The 19,628-nt window shown below is 54.4% G+C and carries 20 protein-coding genes; 9 read left to right on the top strand and 11 right to left on the bottom strand.

Annotation, left to right across the window (positions count from 1 at the left end):
• Position 1 precedes the first annotated feature (1 nt).
• From COO92_RS06550 to COO92_RS06540, 3 genes are all read right to left on the bottom strand, one after another.
• On the bottom strand, positions 2-976 hold the full coding sequence (locus COO92_RS06550) for a sugar kinase (RefSeq protein ID WP_101300771.1): 975 nt from the start codon (positions 974-976) through the stop codon (positions 2-4).
• A gap of 41 nt (positions 977-1,017) precedes the next feature.
• Positions 1,018-1,902, bottom strand: a complete 885-nt coding sequence (locus tag COO92_RS06545; RefSeq protein ID WP_022732471.1) for a MurR/RpiR family transcriptional regulator — start codon at positions 1,900-1,902, stop codon at positions 1,018-1,020.
• Positions 1,903-1,971: 69 nt separating this feature from the next.
• Positions 1,972-2,358 (bottom strand): RidA family protein, encoded by a 387-nt coding sequence (locus tag COO92_RS06540; protein WP_101300769.1) that lies wholly within the window; start codon positions 2,356-2,358, stop codon positions 1,972-1,974.
• Positions 2,359-2,566: 208 nt separating this feature from the next.
• On the opposite strand from COO92_RS06540, the gene COO92_RS06535 reads away from it, so the two are divergent.
• The 5 genes from COO92_RS06535 to COO92_RS06515 all read left to right on the top strand — a co-directional run bounded on the left by COO92_RS06535 (position 2,567) and on the right by COO92_RS06515 (position 8,198).
• The gene (locus COO92_RS06535; protein ID WP_022732469.1) at positions 2,567-3,088 is read left to right on the top strand and encodes a TRAP transporter small permease; all 522 of its coding nucleotides are present in this window, start codon (positions 2,567-2,569) and stop codon (positions 3,086-3,088) included.
• The gene (locus COO92_RS06530; protein WP_101300768.1) at positions 3,085-4,365 is read left to right on the top strand and encodes a TRAP transporter large permease; all 1,281 of its coding nucleotides are present in this window, start codon (positions 3,085-3,087) and stop codon (positions 4,363-4,365) included. The genes COO92_RS06535 and COO92_RS06530 overlap by 4 nt, the downstream gene beginning before the upstream one ends.
• A 101-nt stretch (positions 4,366-4,466) precedes the next feature.
• A complete protein-coding gene (locus COO92_RS06525) occupies positions 4,467-5,525 on the top strand; it encodes a TRAP transporter substrate-binding protein (protein WP_022732467.1) in 1,059 nt (352 codons plus the stop codon).
• An 85-nt stretch (positions 5,526-5,610) separates the two neighbouring features.
• Entirely contained in the window at positions 5,611-7,080 is a 1,470-nt protein-coding gene (locus COO92_RS06520; RefSeq protein ID WP_101300767.1) for a M81 family metallopeptidase, read from the top strand.
• A 47-nt stretch (positions 7,081-7,127) separates the two neighbouring features.
• Positions 7,128-8,198: a D-TA family PLP-dependent enzyme gene (locus COO92_RS06515; protein ID WP_101300765.1), complete on the top strand. Its 1,071-nt coding sequence runs from the start codon at positions 7,128-7,130 to the stop codon at positions 8,196-8,198.
• Between the two features lie 5 nt (positions 8,199-8,203).
• Here the strand turns inward: COO92_RS06515 and COO92_RS06510 are convergent, their stop codons facing one another.
• Positions 8,204-8,698, bottom strand: coding sequence for a hypothetical protein (locus COO92_RS06510; protein ID WP_101300764.1), 495 nt, complete (start codon positions 8,696-8,698; stop codon positions 8,204-8,206).
• 196 nt (positions 8,699-8,894) lie between these two features.
• Here COO92_RS06510 and COO92_RS06505 point away from each other — a divergent pair, with 196 nt between their 5' ends.
• The 3 genes from COO92_RS06505 (at position 8,895) to COO92_RS06495 (ending at position 11,308) form a co-directional block, all read left to right on the top strand.
• A complete protein-coding gene (locus COO92_RS06505) occupies positions 8,895-9,746 on the top strand; it encodes an alpha/beta hydrolase (RefSeq protein WP_101300763.1) in 852 nt (283 codons plus the stop codon).
• A gap of 126 nt (positions 9,747-9,872) precedes the next feature.
• Positions 9,873-10,814, top strand: coding sequence for a bifunctional Delta(1)-pyrroline-2-carboxylate/Delta(1)-piperideine-2-carboxylate reductase (gene lhpI / locus COO92_RS06500; RefSeq protein ID WP_101300761.1), 942 nt, complete (start codon positions 9,873-9,875; stop codon positions 10,812-10,814).
• Entirely contained in the window at positions 10,811-11,308 is a 498-nt protein-coding gene (locus COO92_RS06495; RefSeq protein ID WP_101300759.1) for a thioesterase family protein, read from the top strand. Before lhpI ends, COO92_RS06495 begins: the two co-directional genes overlap by 4 nt.
• Positions 11,309-11,367: 59 nt before the next feature.
• Here COO92_RS06495 and COO92_RS06490 read toward each other — a convergent pair whose 3' ends face one another.
• Entirely contained in the window at positions 11,368-11,880 is a 513-nt protein-coding gene (locus COO92_RS06490) for a GNAT family N-acetyltransferase (RefSeq protein ID WP_101300758.1), read from the bottom strand.
• A gap of 99 nt (positions 11,881-11,979) precedes the next feature.
• On the opposite strand from COO92_RS06490, the gene COO92_RS06485 reads away from it, so the two are divergent.
• Entirely contained in the window at positions 11,980-13,212 is a 1,233-nt protein-coding gene (locus tag COO92_RS06485) for a bifunctional alpha/beta hydrolase/OsmC family protein (RefSeq protein ID WP_101300756.1), read from the top strand.
• Positions 13,213-13,290: 78 nt separating this feature from the next.
• Here the strand turns inward: COO92_RS06485 and COO92_RS06480 are convergent, their stop codons facing one another.
• From COO92_RS06480 to COO92_RS06455, 6 genes are all read right to left on the bottom strand, one after another.
• Positions 13,291-13,638: a RidA family protein gene (locus COO92_RS06480; protein ID WP_101300755.1), complete on the bottom strand. Its 348-nt coding sequence runs from the start codon at positions 13,636-13,638 to the stop codon at positions 13,291-13,293.
• A 46-nt stretch (positions 13,639-13,684) separates the two neighbouring features.
• Positions 13,685-14,971 (bottom strand): M20 family metallopeptidase, encoded by a 1,287-nt coding sequence (locus tag COO92_RS06475; RefSeq protein ID WP_101300754.1) that lies wholly within the window; start codon positions 14,969-14,971, stop codon positions 13,685-13,687.
• Between the two features lie 32 nt (positions 14,972-15,003).
• The gene (locus tag COO92_RS06470) at positions 15,004-16,149 is read right to left on the bottom strand and encodes an NAD(P)/FAD-dependent oxidoreductase (protein WP_101300734.1); all 1,146 of its coding nucleotides are present in this window, start codon (positions 16,147-16,149) and stop codon (positions 15,004-15,006) included.
• 17 nt (positions 16,150-16,166) lie between these two features.
• Positions 16,167-17,219 (bottom strand): histone deacetylase family protein, encoded by a 1,053-nt coding sequence (locus COO92_RS06465; protein WP_101300733.1) that lies wholly within the window; start codon positions 17,217-17,219, stop codon positions 16,167-16,169.
• Positions 17,220-17,309: 90 nt separating this feature from the next.
• Positions 17,310-18,239: a 3,5-dioxohexanoate:acetyl-CoA acetone transferase gene (kce, locus tag COO92_RS06460; RefSeq protein WP_101300731.1), complete on the bottom strand. Its 930-nt coding sequence runs from the start codon at positions 18,237-18,239 to the stop codon at positions 17,310-17,312.
• Entirely contained in the window at positions 18,236-19,612 is a 1,377-nt protein-coding gene (locus tag COO92_RS06455) for an aminotransferase family protein (RefSeq protein WP_101300730.1), read from the bottom strand. The genes kce and COO92_RS06455 overlap by 4 nt, the downstream gene beginning before the upstream one ends.
• Positions 19,613-19,628 lie beyond the last annotated feature (16 nt).

The raw sequence follows: 19,628 nt of genomic DNA, 5'->3' as shown, positions 1-19,628 counted from the left end.
GTCAGGCGAGGGTAAGGTCGCTGATGTCGACCAGTGCCCCGTGGCGGCCAATGACCCGACCGGCCACTTGTTGTGCAATTACAATGGCCTGTTGGGTTGTCTTGCCGTGCGACTTTGCGCCAAGGAATGCCCCGTTAAACGAATCCCCGGCTGAGGTGGTATCGACAATGTCGGTGATAACGGGGGGCGTGATCGATCCGGTGTCGCCGGTTTGGGTTGCATAGAATGTCGGATCACCGCCCGACTTTACGATGACTTCCCAAGCCCCGGCAGCCAGCCAGCGTTTGGCGGTATCAGTCGGGGATGCGTCACCAAACAGGGCCGCATCATCATCAAATGTTGGCAGAACCGTGTGGCATAGCGGGGCAATCGCCTTATAGGCGGCAATGGCGGTTTTGCTATCAGACCAAAGACGTGGGCGGTGATTGGTGTCGAAATAAACCTTGCCGCCTTGATCGGCGAAATCAGCCACCAGCTTGATCATTTTTGTCCGATCTGACTCCGACAGGATCGCCAGCGTAATTCCCGAAAGATAGATGCCGTCCAACTGCGCAAAGGCGGTTCTGATTTTATCGTCATGACCATCAGACAGCATTTGTTTGGCCGCAGCATGTGCGCGCCAGTACGAAAAGCTGCGTTCGCCATGGGCATCGGTCTGAATGGCATAAAGGCCGGGCAAAGCACCGTCAATCTGGCGCACGAGGTCGGTTCCAATGCCGTCTTGCTGCCATGCGTGCAGCATCGCGTTGCTGTAGGGGTCTGTGCCCAATGCGGTGATGTAGGATGCGGTGTTAGCGCTAACATCTTTGGTATTCTGCGCATCTCCATCAGCAAGAAGACGCGATGTCCGCGCCATATAGGTCGCAGCATTTAAGGTATCCCCGGCAAAGCCAAGCTGTGCAGTGCCAAAAATCGCATCGGGTTTTGAGCCCGAAAGTTCGATCATGCATTCACCGATAAAGGCAATATGGGACATTGGGGGAACCTTTGATGCTGGATACGGATGTGCGTGGTGGCTTAGTCGCCAATCGGCTGACGGCCCGTTGGTGGATTGATGGTTAACAGGGACGAGCGGATGCGGCGCAGCTTTTCCTTGGCCTGATTGGGCATGCGTCGCGCAACGGCGGTGGCAATCACATCAATCGTTGCCAGAAACGCATGGCGGGTGGCGGTCGGTTTATAGATATCGGGGTTTTCTGGCATATCAATCGCCACCACCAGATCGCTTTCGGCCGCAAGGGGGCTGTCGGGATGGGTCAGTGATATGACCTTGGCACCATATTGCCGTGCAATGGCCGCAGAATGGATCAGCTCGGTCGGTCGGCCGCTGGTGGAAATGGCAAAAATCACATCCTCCGGGCCAAGGGTGGACGCCAGCATGCGCTGTAAATAGCCATCACTTTGCGATTGTGCCGGGATGCCAAGCCGGAAAAAACGGTTGGCGGCATCAAAGGCCACGGTTGTTGAACCGCCCCCGACGCCCAGAAAGGCAATCTGTCGGGCCTTGACCAGAATGTCGGCGGCCTGATCAACCTGATCGGATGAAAGCTGATCACGTAGCAGGCGAAGGTTATCAATGATCACGCCAAGAACGTGATTTGATAAAACATCGGCAGCGGTGGTGTCGTCCGATATATCCTCGGACGTTAGATATTGCATGCTGACGGCCAAATTTTGCGCCAGCTGCATTTTGAAATCGCGAAACCCGTCACAGCCCAATGTACGACAAAACCGGATTACCGTTGGTTCGCTTACACCAACATTTTCGGCAAGTTCCGAAAGGGCAATGGTGGTCACCGCTTCGAGATGCTCGCTGACATAATCGGCAACCTGTTGTTCGCGGTTGGGGAATTTCCCCGATTGACTGCGCAACAGACTGATGATGTCGGCTGTTGGTTGCATGGGTCTTGTCCGGTGCTGTTCAAAGGACGGGTAGGGGGGCCATCAACGGCACCCCCTTGGGAAGTATCACTATTCAGGCTTATAAGCGATAGCTTCAATTTCAATCTTGGCGTCCACCATCATCTGCGATTGTACCGTGGAGCGTGCAGGGCGCTCGCCCGGGAAGAATTCGGCATAGACGCGGTTGAACGTCCAAAAATCGCGTGTATCGGCCAGCCAGACATTCATTTTGAACACATCATCAAGCGTGCACCCGGCAAGTGCCAAGGTCGCCTTGACGTTTTCCATGGTGCGACGGGTCTGATCTTCGATGCTGCCATATTCGATTTCACCATTTTCTTTCATGGCAACCTGACCCGAAATATAGACGTAGTCGCCTGCACGAACAGCGGGTGAAAATGGCAGCTTCTGTCCACCGGCACCGCTGCGTTCATTGCCGTAATGTTTGATCGCCATGGATAATCTCCCTGTTGTGGCTGGTGGGGTCGATTGAAAACGACGCCCGTCTAAAAATGTAGTTTAACTACCTAAATCAGCTTGTGGAGAAGGTCAATAGTGGAAAAATCGCTCGATACATGTCAAAAATATGTAGACAAGCTACAAAATGATACTCAGTATGTAGAAAAATTACATAAAAGATTCATCAGCGGAGAGTTTGGCGAAGATGGCATTACGCCGTGTTGAAACAGCAGCAGCAACCATGAGCCGGTCTTTGAACTGGGTCGTCGAACGCGTCATCGCGGTTTTGATGTTGACCCTTGTTCTCGATGTCTGGCTTGGCGTTATTGATCGATACATCTTTCATTGGCAGTTGCCGTGGCCCGAAGAACTGGCGCGCTATTTGATGATCTGGTCGGCCTTACTGGCGATATCGGCCGGGATCGCACGGCGCGAACACATTGGCATTGGCATGGTTGTTTTAAGTCTGCCCATGCCGCTACAGCGATCCATCCTGTTTCTGGTCGATCTGATCGCATTGTCGGCGTTTTTGTATCTGGCGATTTACGGATTTGATTTTGCCATGGGCGGCATGAGCCGACAGGCCATGATTTTTGGCATGTCCCTGGCGCTGCCTTATGCGGCTGTGCCGGTGGCGTCATTGCTGGCGGCCATTCAGCTTTTGCTTGTTGCCTTGCGCGATCAGGGCCGCTTCGTTCCGATTGATATTGCGGAGGGCGCAGAATGATCGTCGCCATTATCTTTGTCGTTCTGATGGTTTTGGGCATGCCGATTGGTTTTGCCCTTGGTGTCGCCGGTGTTGTGGGCCTGTTTGATATGGGCGGGGGGATTTTCTTATCCCAGGGTCCAAGCAAGGTTTTCAACGGTTTGAACGTGTTTCCGTTTCTTGCCATGCCGTTCTTTATTCTGGCCGGTGAGATCATGAACCATATCGGCATCACCAGCCGGTTGGTGTTGTTTGCCCAAGCACTTGTCGGGCATCTGCGCGGTGGCCTTGCGCATACCAATATGCTGGCGTCTGTGTTCTTTGCCGGATTGACCGGGGCGGCAACCGCCGATGCGGCCGCCTTTGGCAAGACTCTTGTGCCGGCCATGGTCGAACGCGGATATCGCCGTGATTATGCCTGTGCAGTGACGGCGGCGGGATCGATCATTGGTCCGACCATTCCACCATCGGGTTTGATGGTTGTGTATGGGTCGTTGATGGGGGTTTCAATTGGCGGGCTGTTTGCGGCCGGTATTTTGCCCGGTCTTATGATTTGCCTGATTTGCATGACCGTGATTGCCGTGACGGCACGGTCCAAGAACCTGCCCAAAAATGAACGCCGGGCGTCGCTTTTGGAAGTCTGGAAGATTTTCAAATCGTCGATCACGGCGCTCATCATGCCACTGATCATCCTTGGCGGTATTCTGGGTGGGATCGTCACCCCGACCGAGGCGGCGTCCGTCGCGGTTGCATACGCCTTATTTATCGGTGTGTTCATCTACCGGGCCCTGACATTCAATGCCTTCTTCAGGATGCTGATCAGAACGGCGCGTGTGACCGGGGTGATCTTTGTCATCATTGCCTTTGCATCGATCCTTGGCTGGTGGCTGAGCTTTAACCGCATCCCGCAAGAAGTCGCGAACATGGTTCTGGGCGTTTCGGACAACCGGTACATCGTCATTTTCATGATCGTCGGCATGCTGCTGATGATCGGCATGGTGATGGATATCAACGCGATCCTGATCATTCTCGCCCCGGTTCTGGTGCCATTGACCATGCAGATCGGGATGGACCCGATCCATGCCGGGATCATCTTTGTTCTGGCACTCAATATCTCACTGATGACGCCGCCCGTTGGGGCTTGTCTGTTTGTGCTGTCATCAGTCACGGGCGAAAAACTTGAAAAAATTGCAGCACAGCTTTGGCCGTTTTTGCTGGCCGAACTGGGTGTGCTGTTCCTGTTTGCCTTTTGGTCGGACTTGGCCCTCGCGATACCGCGATTGCTGGGTTTCCGCTAAGCACGGGGCATCGAAATAGCCCCCGGTCAGGTCCGGGCCGGGGTGCGACATGAACCAACAATCGGACACCATAAAGTCGTTAATCAAGGAGAGGCAGTATAATGAAAACCGCAAAACGTTTGGGCGCAGCCGCCCTGGCAACCGCAATGCTGATGGGCAGCACGTCAATGGCATTTGCCGAGACGAAAGTCCTGAAATTCGCCCATGATAACAAGGCCGATCCGTTTGAAAATCCGGCCCATGCCTGTACGGCTGTTTTTGCCAACATCGTCGAAGCCGACACCAATGGCGAAATCGAAGTTGAAGTCTATCCGTCCAACCAGCTTGGTTCGGCTGCTGAACATGTGCAGATGGTGCGTGATGGTATCATTCAGGCAACCCTGACCTCCACCGGCGCGTTGGCATCTTATTACCCGCGTATCGACGTTTTGAACCTTGCATTCGCCTTTGACAGCAACGCATCGACCTATGATGTGTTTGATGGTCCGTTTGGTGAAAAACTGGCCGCAGACATCGAAGCAACCCTTGCCGATGTTAAGGTTCTTGGCTTCCCCGATACCGGCGGGTTCTTTGCCGTAACCAACTCCAAACACCCGATTGCCAAACTTGAAGATTTCGAAGGCATTCGTGTGCGCACCATGTCGCTGCCATCGCATCAGAAAATCATGCAGGCACTGGGTGCCGAAGCCTATCCGATGGCATGGGGTGAAGTTTATGCCGGTCTGCAGACCGGTGTGATCGATGGTCAGATGAACCCGGTTCCGACCGTGACCTTTGCCAAGTTCAACGAAGTACAGGGCTATCTGACCCTGACCAACCATCTGTTTTCGCCCTACACCATGATGCTGTCAAAAGCATTCTGGGATGACCTGACCGAAGACCAGCAGAAAATCGTGCGCTATGCCGCCCAGTCTTGCGTTGTTGCAAGCCGGGGTGTTTCGCGTGTGATCGAGGCATCTGATCGTGGTTTGGCCGGTCTTAAGGACAAAATGGAAATCACCGCATTGTCGGCTGAAGACCGTGAAAAGTTCAAAGAGGCAACCCAGCCGGTCGTGATCAAACACGTTCAGGAAAGCCTTGGTGACGAAGGTGTTGAGTTGCTCGACCTGTTCAAAGCAGAAGTCGAGAAAGCCAACGATAATCGCTACATGGCCGAATAAGCTTTTGCATTGTTGAAGGGGCGAGAACCTCGCCCCTTCAAACCCTAAACCGTTATTAAAAGACCAAAAACAAAAGGCACGGGCCATGCGGATTTTTTGCGCCTCGATTGCAACCGAGACCAATACATTTTCACCTTTACGCACTGATTTTTCCGATTTTCAGGAAAGCTTTTATGCACCGCCGGGTCAGCATCCGGTCACCCCGACCCTGTGCAGTGCCGTCTTTACCGAAGGGCGCCTGCGGGCCGCCAAAGAAGGCTGGGATTTGATCGAAGGAACCGCCACCTGGGCCGAGCCCGGCGGGTTGGTCAACCGCGAAACATATGAAAAGCTTCGTGATGAGGTCCTTGGCCAATTGCGGGCCGCCATGCCGGTTGACGGTGTTATCCTTGGCCTGCATGGCGCAATGGTCGCACAGGATTACCTTGATTGTGAAGGCGATCTGATTGCGCGCATTCGCGCTATGGTCGGGCCGGATGTGGTGATTGGTACCAGTTTTGATCCACATAGCCATTTGACCGATTTGCGCGTGAAAAACGCTGATGTCATTGTCGCGTTCAAGGAATTCCCCCACACCGATTTTGTCGAAACAGGGCGCGCGGTTGTTGACCTTGTTTTGAAAACACTGCGGGGCGAAATCATTCCGACCAAGGCAGTATTTGACTGCCATATGATCGAGGTGTTGCCGACGTCGCGTGAACCGATGCGATCCTTTATCGACCGCGCCAAGGATATGGAAGGCACGGGCGATATCCTGTCGGTATCGTTCATCCATGGATTTATGGCCGGTGACGTCCCCGACCTTGGGGCCAAGGTGATTGTCACCACCAATAATAACCCTGCGGAAGCCAAGCAGGTTGCAAACGACCTGGGGGTCGAGCTGTTTGGTTTCCGTGGGGCCACCCGACCCAGTTTTGTCACACCGGACGTCGCCCTTGATCAGGCATTGGCATCAGATGCCAAACCAATCGTTCTGACCGATGTCTGGGACAATCCGGGCGGTGGGGTGCCCGGCGACAGCACCATGTTGCTGCGCGCGGTGATGAAACGGGGGCTACGTGATTTTGCCGTAGGCACCCTTTGGGACCCGATGGCGGTGCGGACCTGTTTTTCGGCCGGCGAGGGGGCGACTTTGCCGCTTCGTTTTGGTGGGAAGACCGGCGCCCATGCCGGCGCGCCAATTGATGCCGAGGTCAAAGTCAAAAAACTTGAACGCAATGCGTGGCAGTATTTTGGCGAAAGCATCGTGCCACTTGGTGATTGTGCGGTGATTGAGCTGCCGGGCGGTGGGGAGGTAATCCTGAATTCCAACCGGTCGCAAAGTTTCGATCCCAGCCTGTTTTCGAATATGGGCATTGATCCAAAATCAAAAAAATATCTGTTCATCAAATCGACCAATCACTTCTACGATTCCTTTGCCAAGATTGCCGGTGAAATCATTTATGTGGATGTGCATGGTCCCTATCCGTCGGATCCCAAAACCAACGGATACCGTCATTTGAACCGTCCGCTTTGGCCAATTGTTGATGATCCGTTTGCTGCCAAGGCAAGTTGATGATCAAATGCCCGTCGCGTCACCACCGAAAATGAAGGACGGTTTTTATGACCCGCTCGCCGCAATATCCTGAACTTGATACCCCATGTGCGGTGATCAATCTTGATACCGTGGACCGCAACGTAAATGCCTATCAGGCCTATTGCGATAAACATGGGATTGCATTGCGCCCGCACATCAAAACCCACAAAATCCCGGCATTCGCCAAACAGCAACTGGCCGCCGGGGCCAAGGGTATTACCTGCCAAAAAATCGGCGAGGCCGAAGTCATGGCCGATGCCGGGCTTGATGACATCCTTTTGACCTATAACGTGCTGGGGACCCGAAAACTGGCACGCCTGCGCGCGTTGTTTGATCGGGTGAAAACGCTACGCGTGGTGGCCGATAATACGGCCGTGGTCGAGGGGCTTTCGCGTGCTTTTGCCGATAGTGACAAGCCGCTTGAAATCCTGGTCGAATGTGACACCGGTGGCGGGCGTTGCGGGGTTCAAACGCCAAAGGCGGCGGTGGCACTGGCGCAGAAAATTGAAAGCTTGCCCGGTGTGTCCTTTGCCGGTTTGATGACCTATCCGTCGGCTGGCGGTGGCCCCAAGGTCGGTGGATTTTTTGGCGATGTGATGGCGTTGCTTGACGGGCTTGGCATTGCCTGCCCGATCAGAAGTTCCGGCGGGACGCCAGATATGTGGAAGGCGCACGAAGTTGCCCATGTCACCGAGCATCGCATCGGGACGTATATCTATAACGACCGGTCGTTGATGGCGCGCGATGTGTGCGGTGAAGACGATTGCGCGTTGCGGGTTGTGGCCGAGGTGGTGTCGCTTCCGGCGCCGGGGCGGGCCGTGATTGATGCCGGGTCAAAGGTCCTGACGTCCGATCTTTTGGGGCTTGAAGGATTTGGCTATGTCGTCGGCCATCCCGAGGTCGATGTGGTTGGCCTTTCCGAAGAACACGGTGTTTTGCATTTCGAGCCGGATTTGACGCCATTTGAAATTGGCGAACGGATCGAAATCATTCCCAACCATGTTTGTGTGGTTAGCAATATGCTTGATCAGGTGCATCTGGTGCGAGGGGATACCATCAAAACCGTTGATGTCGCGGCGCGCGGCAAGGTTCTTTAAGGCGATTAAGCCGGATCGTGATTGGGCAGATAGCCGGTAAATCCGGTAATCAGCCATTTACCACTATCTTGTTTTTCGCAGTAATAATGGGTTTTCCAAAGCAGACGGTCTTCGGATCCGTCTGCTTTTTTTATGCGCCCGTTAAAATGTTTGCGGACCAGCGCACGGTTGCCGGTGATGTCGATTTTATCAAGCGTGGTGGCGCGAAAGACCGCCGTATAGAGGTCTTCGGCATAGGGCACTTCCTTGGCCGCAACTGCTTGGCGCAGCCATTCGTCCCGGTAAGCGGTAAGGTCGGGGAACATCATTTTCCATACGTCGGGATCATCGGACGTACCGGCATCAATCGCGTAAAACCCATCGGCCTTGAAATCATCTTTGACCATAGACCAGTCGGCGGCGACGAAGGCGGCAATGTCGCGCGGGACCAGCATGTGCCAAATCTGATTGCGATCAAGGTCGGATGCGGGGAACGGGCTTTGATTTGGGGCAGTCGTCATGATCTATCCAGTTGATCTGAAATTGCTTTCACACATTTTCGCATTCCGGTCGGGTAGGTTCAATCATTGTTGGCCATTGAGTGCAAAAAATACGTAGAGCGCATGTGAAGTGTTTGCAAATGGTCAAAAATTAAACAAAGATCGTTGTAGAATAGTCAATCGTATACAAGACAGACCCGTAAATTCGAGGTGGCGGATGAGTTGGGGCGGTTTCACAGCAGCAGAATTGGAATGGCAATATAATCCGCGCGAAACCGTGCCGGAGTTCATGACCCATTTCGACCGGTTCGTGAAATTGTCTGATGAGACGCGGGCACAACTCAAACCTAAGATCGATGTCCGTTTTGGCGACGGGCCAAAAGAAACCATGGATGTGTTTCTGTCGGCCGATACAGGCGCACCAGTACATATCTTTTTCCACGGCGGCTATTGGCGCAGTCAGGACAAAAAGGATTATGCCTTTGTCGCCCGTGATTTGGTGGCGGCGGGCTTTACGGTGATTTGTGCAAATTACGATTTATGTCCCGATGTGACGGTTGCCGACATCACCCAGCAAGCGGTGCGTTGCGTGAAATATGTCTATCAGCATGTGGGTGAGTTTAACGGCGATCAGGACCGGATTTCAATTTCTGGTCATTCGGCCGGTGGGCAGATTGTTGCGCGACTGGCGTCCTGTGACTGGGAAGATATCCTTGGCGATCCCAACCCGTTTTGTGCCGTGGTGCCGATTTCAGGTGTGTTTGACCTTGAACCGGTGCGCCATACAACGATGAATGATGATATCCGCCTTGATGAAGCATCGGCGGCGGACAATTCACCGATGCTTGATGCGGTGCCGCTGGATGTGAAAATGATGGCAATTGTTGGCGGCAATGAAAGCCCGGAATTTGTTCGGCAAAGTGATGCCTATGCCGCATATTGCAGGCGTTCTGGCCTGACCGTTCCGGTCTATAAGGCGTGGGGTGCGAACCACTTTACCGTGCTTGAAGAAGTTTTTCTGGGCACAGGATCACTGTTTGGCCATCTCAAACGGTTTTTACAGCCGTAAACCTTCTGAAGAACCCCTGAAAAACAGCATAAAATCCAACGGTCTTCCTGTGACTGAGACGGTGTGACGTGGTATAAAAGAGGCCGCTACCACACTGAAATCAAAAATAGTTATACAGGAAGGCTCATGCGTTTCGTTTCGGCAGAAGATATCGACAAGTTTGTTTCGCCCCGTGATCTGGTCGAAGCCCTTCGTGACGGGTTTGCCCATGGTTGTGAGGCGCCGCTGCGCAGTCATTTCAACATGGAACGCAGTAACGAGGATGATGCGACCTTCCTGATTATGCCCGCCTGGCAAAAAGATGGTGCAGCGGGGGTGAAGGTCGCCGCCGTGGTGCCGGGGAATTCGGCGCGGAACCTTCCGGCGGTGTCGGGAACCTATATCCTGCTTGATGCGGTGACCGGGCAGCCATCGGCGGTGATTGATGGCACCAAATTGACCACGCGCCGCACGGCGGCGGCATCGGCACTGGCCGCGGATTACCTTGCGCGTAAAGACACCACCGACATGGTGATGGTCGGGTCGGGGGCGATGGCACCGCAATTGATCCGCGCACACGCATCGGTTCGTCCGATCAAGAATGTCACAATCTGGAATCGCAATGGCGATAAGGCAAACAAGCTTGCGGGCGAGATTGCCGAACTTGGCTTTAATGCCACCGGTACGGATGATCTTGAAGGTGCATGTAAAGCAGCTGATCTGATTTCATGTGCGACGCTTTCGACCGAGGCGCTGGTGCGTGGCGATTGGTTGCGTGATGGCACCCATGTTGATCTGGTGGGGGCGTTTAAACCGACCATGCGCGAAACCGATGATGCGGTGATGAAAAAATGCCGCATCTATGTCGATAGTTTTGAGGGCGCGAGTGCCGAGGGCGGTGATGTGGTGCAGGCAATCGACAGTGGTGCGATTGCAAAATCCGATATTATTGGCGATCTGTTTGGCCTGACGCGCGGTGAGGTCAAGGGCCGCGAAAGTGACGGTGAATGCACGGTGTTTAAATCGGTTGGTCATTCGCTGGAAGATTTCGCTGCCGCCGTTGCCGTGGTCAAGGCCGTCGGGAAATGATCAGTACGGATCTTTTTGCGCCACAACCGCTTGAGGCATATCGCGGCACGATCAAACCGGAATGGATTGATTTTAATGGCCATATGAATGTCGGCTATTACGTGGTGGCGTTTGATCTGGGGTCGATGGCGTTTTTAAACGCGGTCGGGATGGGGGCAACCTATCCCAAGGAGCGCGGCGGATCGACGTTTGGTCTTGAAATGCATGTGACCTATGACCGCGAAATTCACCTTGATGCGCCGTTTGTGATCCATACGCGCGTGCTGGATTGCGATCCGAAACGCATTCACATGTATCATGAAATGCGTCATGGGACCGAGGGTTGGTTGGCATCGACCAACGAAATCATCACCATGCATATCAATATGGAACAGCGGCGTTCCGCACCGTTTCCCGATGATATCATGGTGACACTGAACAAGATCAAGGATGCGCACGCGGGCCTTGAAATTCCGTCAGGTGTCGGGCGCAAGATCGGCATTCGGCGCAAATAATATAAACCCCGCATTTTTGCCAGATGCGGGGTTTTTTCTTGGGGCTGACGGTGCCAGATTTATGGGTGGGTTGCCCTGTAAAGTCGACACATCTCATCGGATTGATTGACGTCTTCGTCGCGCAGATATGTCATGCCAAGTTTTTCCAGCAAGTTGACCGATGCAACATTGTCGGGCAGGCAATAGCCATACAGCTGATCAAAGCCAAGATTTTCCCATCCGTGCTGCATCAATGCCTGACAGACTTCAAAGGCATATCCCTTGCCCTGATGGGCTTGGCAAACGGCATAGCCGATGTCGGGTGCATCAAGGGTATCGCGTTTGACAAAGCCGATCAGACCGATCTGTTTGCCAGTTGATTTTTCACATGTGACATAGCTTCCAAAACCGTGTTTTGCGTAACTTGAAAGCAGCCGTTCGTGGATATAGGCACGCGCCGCATCAAGATCATGGATGTCGCGGTCCCCGATAAAGCGTATCCAGCCCGGCTCATTAAGCAATTCGATGACAAATGCAGCATCATCAAGGGTTGCCTGACGCACGATGGTGCGCGGTGTTTGCAGAATGGTCATTAAAATTTCCGTGTTACGGTGGTGGCGCTACTGCAATCTTATCGTGTGTGACGTAAGATAAAAGTTCGTTTTGTTCATTGCCTTGGTCGGAGACTGTCGATGCTCGGAAAACCCGTTAAACTGACTTTTGACGGCGCCCATGGTGCCAAGCTGGCAGCAAGGCTTGATATGCCGACCGGGCCGGTAAAGGCTTATGCCCTGTTTGCCCATTGCTTTACCTGTACCAAGGATTTAAGTGCGGCGCGCAAAATTGCCGAAGCCCTGACCTTGCAAGGCATCGGGGTGCTGCGGTTTGATTTTACCGGGCTTGGGGGATCAAGCGGTGATTTTGCCTCGACCAATTTTACATCGAACCTTGATGATCTTGAACGGGCGGCGGACTTTTTGCGTGATGAATTTGAGGCACCGAAGCTTTTGATCGGGCATTCGTTGGGCGGGGCGGCGGTTCTGGCCGTTGCCGACCGCGTGCCCGAAGCAACGGCAATCGCGACGATTGGCGCACCAGCCGATGTTGATCACGTAACGCATAACTTTGCCGCCCATCTTGACGACATTAAAAACAACGGTGAGGCGGAAGTCTCGCTCGGCGGGCGGTCGTTCGTGATCAAGCGCCAGTTTGTCGATGATCTTGCCAATCATGATCTTGCGCGCGCGGTTGGTCAGATGCGCAAGGCGCTTCTGGTTTTACATGCGCCGATGGATCAAACCGTCGGGATTGAAAATGCGGCGAAAATCTTTGACGCGGCCAAGCATCCCAAAAGCTTTGTATCCCTTGATGATGCCGATCATTTGCTGCGTGATCCGGCGAATGCGGAGTATGCCGCATCGGTGATTGCGGCTTGGGCGGGGCGGTATATTCCCGCCGATAAAGCGGTGGAAAATGACATCGGCAACGGTGTTGTCGTGCGCGAAACCGGGCAGGGCAAGTTTCAGGCGATGGTGATGGCCGGGCGTCATCGCATGTTGGCCGATGAGCCGGAAAATGTCGGCGGGTTTGACAGCGGCCCGTCACCCTATGAGTTTTTGTCAGCCGCCCTTGGCAGTTGCACGGTGATGACGGTTCGGATGTATGCGGACCATAAAAACATCCCGCTTGAAGCTGTGCGGGTCGAAATCCTGCATGATAAAATTCATGCCGATGATTGTGCGGAGTGTGCCGAGGAACATACGCAAAAAGGCGGCAAGATTGACCGGTTCGAACGCAAGATCACCTTCGTCGGTGATCTTGATGATGCAACTAGGGCAAAGCTTTTGGAAATTGCCGATAAATGCCCGGTGCATCGCACACTTGAAGCCAAATCCTTGATCGTGACCCGCGAAGAACGCGCCTGAACATATCAGCATGGATCGCTTAAAACAAAACGCCCGGCCAGATTGCTCTGCCGGGCGTTTTTTGTTGGTCGTTAAATATTACGGCTTTGCCGCAATAATCATGAATTCGACCAGAAAATCAGGGGTGGCAAGTTTGGCTTCGCCACAGGCACGGCCCGGGGTGTGACCCTGCGGAACCCATGCATCCCAAACCGCATTCATGGCGGCGAAATCTTTCATGTCGGCCAGCCAGATGGTGGTCGACAGGATGTTTTCTTTGCTCGAACCGCATTCGGCCAGAAGGGCATCAACCTTTGCCAGACATTCTTTGGTCTGGTTGGTGATGTCGCTGTTGGCATCGCCAACTTGACCGGCAAGATAGATGGTGTCGCCATGGACAACGGCCTGGCTCATGCGTGGGCCGGTGTGAAAACGTTGAATGGTCATGAAACTCTCCTTGTGGGGTTTAGTATATATTATTCAATAATACTAATTAGCTAGCACGCTTTTGCACGCCACACCAGTCGGCAATAAACAGGGCAAGGACCTCGGTGACTTCCATCATGCTGGCAATCGAAACCCGTTCATCAATGCCGTGAATGCGTTCGGCTTTGGGACCATAACAGGTGGCCGGGATGTTGCCGTAAATCTGGAAAAACCGGGCATCGGTTGTTGCGGTTGAGGCATAGTTTTTGATCGTGTTGCCGGTGACTTCCTGATGGATGTCGCCCATCATCGTCATCATCGGATGATTGACATCCATCTCGCATCCTTCGGCCTGAAACCCGCGATAGGTGATGTCAAACGACGCACCCTTGCACGCCGGGTGGTTGTCAATCGCACTTTGTTTAACCGCCTCAATCGTTTCGCGGACTTTTTCAAGTTCCATGCCCGGGTAAAACCCAACCCGGATGTCGGCAGTGCATACCGGCGGTACGGTTGATGCCCATTCGCCGCCGTCAATTTTGCCAAGATTAAAGTTCACCGGATGAACATGCGCGCCATAGGTGGCATGACGGTGGGTTGGATGGTTCCAGATTTCTTCGACTTCTTTAAGAACTTCAAAGAAGCCAAAGGCCGCTTCAATCGCGTTGCTGCCCGCCGAGGTATCGAGAACATGCGCCGGGCTACCCGACACATGAAGCTGAAACCACATCACGCCGAGCTGGGCGGTCATAAGGGTTTGGTTGAACGGTTCGGGAATGATCGCACAATCGGCCTTATACCCGGCATGAAGACAGGCCAGCGCGCCGTTGCCCGTGCATTCTTCCTCAATAACCGATTGTAAAATCACCGGTGCGGCGGGTTCCAGCCCGATATCGTGAAGGGCGCGAAGTGCGTGGCAATAGGCAATAATCCCGGCCTTCATATCCCCGGCACCACGCCCATAAAGCCAGTCACCCTCGACATAAGGATCAAACGGGCCGCGCCGCCATTTGTTTGCTGGCCCGGTTGGCACAACATCCATGTGGCCATTAAGGATCAGGCTGCGCCCGGTTGGGTTTTTGGGGCGGTGCAGGCCAATGACGTTTTCGCGTCCGTCATAATCATCAATCACCGGCGGGGAAAATCCTGGTTGATCGCGCAGAGCGTCGATATCAATCGCAACCCGTTCGACATCAAGGCCCATATCGGCAAACTGATCGGCAATCCAGCCTTGTGCAGAGGTTTCGTTGCCCAGCAGGCTGTCATGACGCACCAGCGCACACAGGTCATCGACCGCCTGCGTCGTGCGGTTTGATACGGCCTTGCGCAAGCTGTTGCGGTCAAAGCGGGTCATTGATGTGTCTCCGTTCGGGGCGGTGCAGCCGGTTATTTCCCGGTCACCAGCGACGGCCGGGTTGCCGAGAGCGCATCCTCGGTAATGCCAAGCTTTTCCATGTGGACCGGAATGCCGCCGCCACAGATCAGGCTGGCGGCATATTCGCCCATGGCCGGTGCGGTTTGAATGCCATATCCGCCCTGACCGGCCAGCCAATAGAAACTGCCATCGGCGGGATCAAATGCCGAAACCGGGTCGCCATCGGCAAAGAAGCTGCGCAACCCGGCCCAGCTTTCGCCGGGACGGCGGACTTCGATGCTGGTTGCAGTCATCAGCCGGTCAATCGTGATCGCGATATCGAGTTCTTCGGGCTGGACATCATGGGGTTCGGTCGGGGTGGTATCGGCGGGGGAGACCAGCAACCGTCCGGCGTCTTCCTTGAAATACAGGCTTTCATCAAGGCTGGCGACCAGTGGCCAGCCATGGGCATTCACATCCGATGGTAAATCCACCATCACGGCGGTGCGGCGTTTTGGCGTAATGCCAAGCGGTTTGACACCGGCCTTGGTGGCGATGTCATCGACCCATGCGCCTGCGGCATTAACGATGATATCACCGCTGTGGGTTTGCCCATTGCCAAGGGTTACCTGCCATGTGCCATCGGTTTTGCTGATCGCACAGACATCGGCCTTGGTGATCAACGTACCGCCCAGTGATTTGAACTGGCGGATAAAGCCCCAATGAAGTGCGTGAACATCAATGTCCATGGCATCAGTTTCATGGGCCGCACTGGCAATCAGATCGGTATTGATCACCGGGATGATTTCTTTGAGCTCGGCCGGGGTCAGGGAAACAAAATTTGCCCCGTTTGCGCGGCCTTCGGTCAGGATTTCGTCAAGTTTGGCTTCTTCGCCGGGGGCGGCGGTCATGATGATGCCGCGCGGGGTCAGGATTGGGTGGTCGGTAAACCCGTCGGGCGGGGTGATGAAGAAATCCCGGCTTGCCGTCGACATCTTGCGAATGATTTTGGGACCATAGGTTTCGCTATACAGGGCCGCAGACCGGCCGGTGCTGTGATACCCGGGCTGGTCTTCGCGTTCCAGAACCGTGACGGACTTTCCGGCCTTTGCCAGAAAGAATGCCGCAGACATACCGGCGATGCCGCCGCCAATAATCAGGATGTCGGAATGGGTCATTTGGGGCCTTCTGATGTCTAAGCGTTTTTTGGGGCGTTTTTGTCGTTGGTGGTGCGAAACGCGCTGATGAATTGATACAGGTTTTCTGCCAGCGTGTTACTGACATACCCCCCTTCCTGCACTAGCACGGTTGGGCACTTAAGGGTGCCAATTTTTTCACCGATTTTGGCAAATCCGTCCGGACTGACGGTCAGGCCGCCAAACGGATCATCGCGCGATGCATCAAGTCCAAGGGCGATGACAACCGCCCCCGGATTGAAATCATCCATCACGGCCAATGCCCGGTCAAGTGCGCCGAGAAAAGCGGTGTCACCGCTGCCAAGGGGCAGGGGATCGTTATGGTTAAAGCCAACCCCGGCACCTTCGCCACGTTCCTGCGCATGGCCCCAGAAAAATGGATAAAAATCACTGGGGTCGGCATGGATCGAAAGCGTCATGACATCATCACGGCCATAGAAAATATGCTGCGTGCCATTGCCATGATGCAGATCGACATCAAGGATCGCCACCCGGTCATATTTGGCGCGCAATTCCTGTGCAGCAATCGCACTGTTGTTGAGATAACAGAACCCACCGGCGATGTTGGAACTGGCGTGATGGCCGGGTGGGCGGCACAGTGCATAGGCGGTGTTGGCCCCGTCATCACGGACATGACGCGTGGCGGCAATGGCGGTTTGCGCACTGGCATAGGCCGAATACCATGTAGTTTCCGATACCGGACAGGATGTATCACCCAGATGGAAGCCTGCCTTACCGACATGATGACGCGGATAGGGACCATTGCGATCAAAGGGGTGAATATTGGGGATCACCAGTTCCGACCCACCAGCGGCCTGCCATTCCGAGTAGATGGTTTGAAGGAATGTCAGATAATTGGCATCGTGAATGGCGGCAATCGGGTCCATCCCGAAATCACGCGGCGTATGCAGAGAAAGCCCAAGGCGCGATACCGCACCACTCAGGATTTCGGCGCGTTCGGGGACTTCGGGGATCGGTTTGCGTTCACCGGCAACAATGAATGTTTTGCCGTGATGGCGTAACTGATCGTCTGAGAAATAGGCATGCATCATGGCTGCCGCCTTTCACGTTAAGCGTGGTCGTAACGGGTGATGGCGTCTTTGTCTTTGTTCCTTGGCGCTGGTCGCGCGATGGTGTTTTGGCTAAAAGGCGACCTTGTCGCCGCCTTTCAACCCAAGTTGAGCACGGGCATCAATGGGGGTTGCGATTTCAAGCGATAATCCGTCAAGAACCTCTCGGATTTTACGGACTTGGGATGCGTTATCGGGGGCCAGTTCGCCCTTACGCAGATAGAGGTTGTCTTCCAACCCGACCCGCACGTTTCCGCCCATGGCCGCGGCCATGCTGGCAAGTGGCATTTGATGGCGACCCGCGCCTAAAACCGAAAACTGGTATTGGTCGCCAAACAGCTTGTCGGCGGTGCGTTTAAGATGGGCGAGGTTGTCCGGGTCCGCCCCGATGCCGCCCAGAATGCCCATGACAAACTGGATGAAAAGCGGGCCTTTGATCAGGCCGCGTTCAACAAAATGGGCCAGCGTATAAAGATGCCCGACGTCGTAACATTCAAATTCGAACCGCGTGCCATTGGCTTCACCAAGATCGGCGAGAATGGTTTCGATGTCGGCAAAGGTATTTTTGAAAACAAAGTCGCGGCTGTTTTCAAGGAATTCCGGTTCCCAGTCATGTTGCCAGTCGCGATCCACCGCAAGGGCGGGGAACAATCCAAAATTCATCGTTCCCATATTCAGCGATGCCATTTCGGGCGCAGCAATGCTGGCGGCGCGAATGCGGTCTTTGACCGTCATGGTCATGCCGCCACCGGTTGATATGTTGATCACCGCATCTGTTTCGGCCTTGATCTTGGGCAGGAATTCTAAAAACAGATCGGGGTCTGGGCTGGGAAAACCGGTTTTGGGATCACGCGCATGCAGATGCAGGATCGATGCCCCGGCATTGGCGGCATCAATGGCCTGTTTGGCAATGTCATCGGGGGTGATGGGCAAATGCGGGCTCATGGATGGGGTATGAACCGATCCCGTAATCGCACAGGTAATGATGACTTTGCGGTTCATGAGAAGGCTCCGGCAAGGGCAAGTTCGTCCTGAAGATCGCTAAGGGCGGCGCGCAGCGGACCCAGAATGTCGGAAAACTGATCTGGAGTGATCGACATCGGCGGGCAGATCATCACGTGATCGCCGCGATACCCGCCGCGTGTGCGGCGCCAGTAAATGATCAGGCCCATGTCATAGGCGATATCGACCAAACGGGCGGCTGCCATATGTTTGGGATCAAGCGGTTCCATGGTGCTGCGGTTTTTAACCAGTTCAATCGCGAGCAACAAACCAAGGCCGCGCACATCACCGATCATGGTGAAGTCATCGGCAAGTTTGCCAAGTTCGGTCTTTAACGCAGCCCCACTGGTTGCGGCATTTTCAAGAAGCCCGTCTTCGTCAATGACATCAAGAACCGCATTGCCCGCCGCACAGGCCAGCGGGTTGCCAGCATAAGTGTAGCCATGAATGAACCCGCCGTGATCAAGTACCGGTCCGACAATGCGGTCGGGCGCAATCATCGCACCGAGCGGGGCGTAACCCGCCGCCAATCCTTTGGACACGGCAAGGATATCGGGCGTGATACCCCAATGTTCGGCGGCGAAATATTTGCCGGTACGACCGGCCCCGGTCATGACCTCGTCATAGATCAGAAGGATGCCGTATTGATCGCAAATTTCGCGGATGCGGTGATAGTAGCTGTCGGGCGCAACCAGTGCCCCAGTCGCGGCCCCGCCAACCGGTTCCATGATGAAACCAAGGACGGTTTCGGGACCCTGTTTTAGGATTTCAGCCTCAAGCAAATTGGCATATTTGATGCCGCGTTCATGGTCGGTCAGATCATCGCGATCCAGATAACAGGTCGGGGCGGGGATTTTCGGTTGATCGACCATCATCGGTGCAAAGGGCGCATGCATTGGCGTATAGCCGGTCAGGGCCAGCGCGCCCAGTGTCGCACCGTGATAGCTTGGAAACCGTGAAATAACCTTGGTGCGTTGGGCATCACCCTTTGCCAGTGCATATTGGCGGGCAAGTTTGATGCAGCTTTCGACAGCCTCGGACCCACCAGACACAAAGAAAACCCGTTCCAGATCACCCGGTGCGCGTTCGGCCAAACGCCACGCAAGGTTTTCCGCCGCATCATTTTCAAAATGCAGGCGATAGGCAAAGCTGGCTTTTTCAAGCTGTGCATTCATCGCGGCAATCACGCGTGGGTCGCTATGGCCGATATTGCTGACCATGGCACCGCTGGATGCATCGATATAGCGTTTGCCATCGACGTCCCACATATAGACGCCTTTTGCACGGTCAATCAGCGGACGGCGCGACCGGCTTTGGTAAAACAGGCGGGATTCCCGGTTGTGACCGACCGGGGCTTTGTCGGTATGCGTCATTTTTGGTGGCTCTCCT

This window comes from Thalassospira lohafexi (assembly GCF_002844275.1).
Classification (GTDB): domain Bacteria; phylum Pseudomonadota; class Alphaproteobacteria; order Rhodospirillales; family Thalassospiraceae; genus Thalassospira; species Thalassospira lohafexi.
This window is presented reverse-complemented; position numbering and strand designations above follow the sequence as displayed.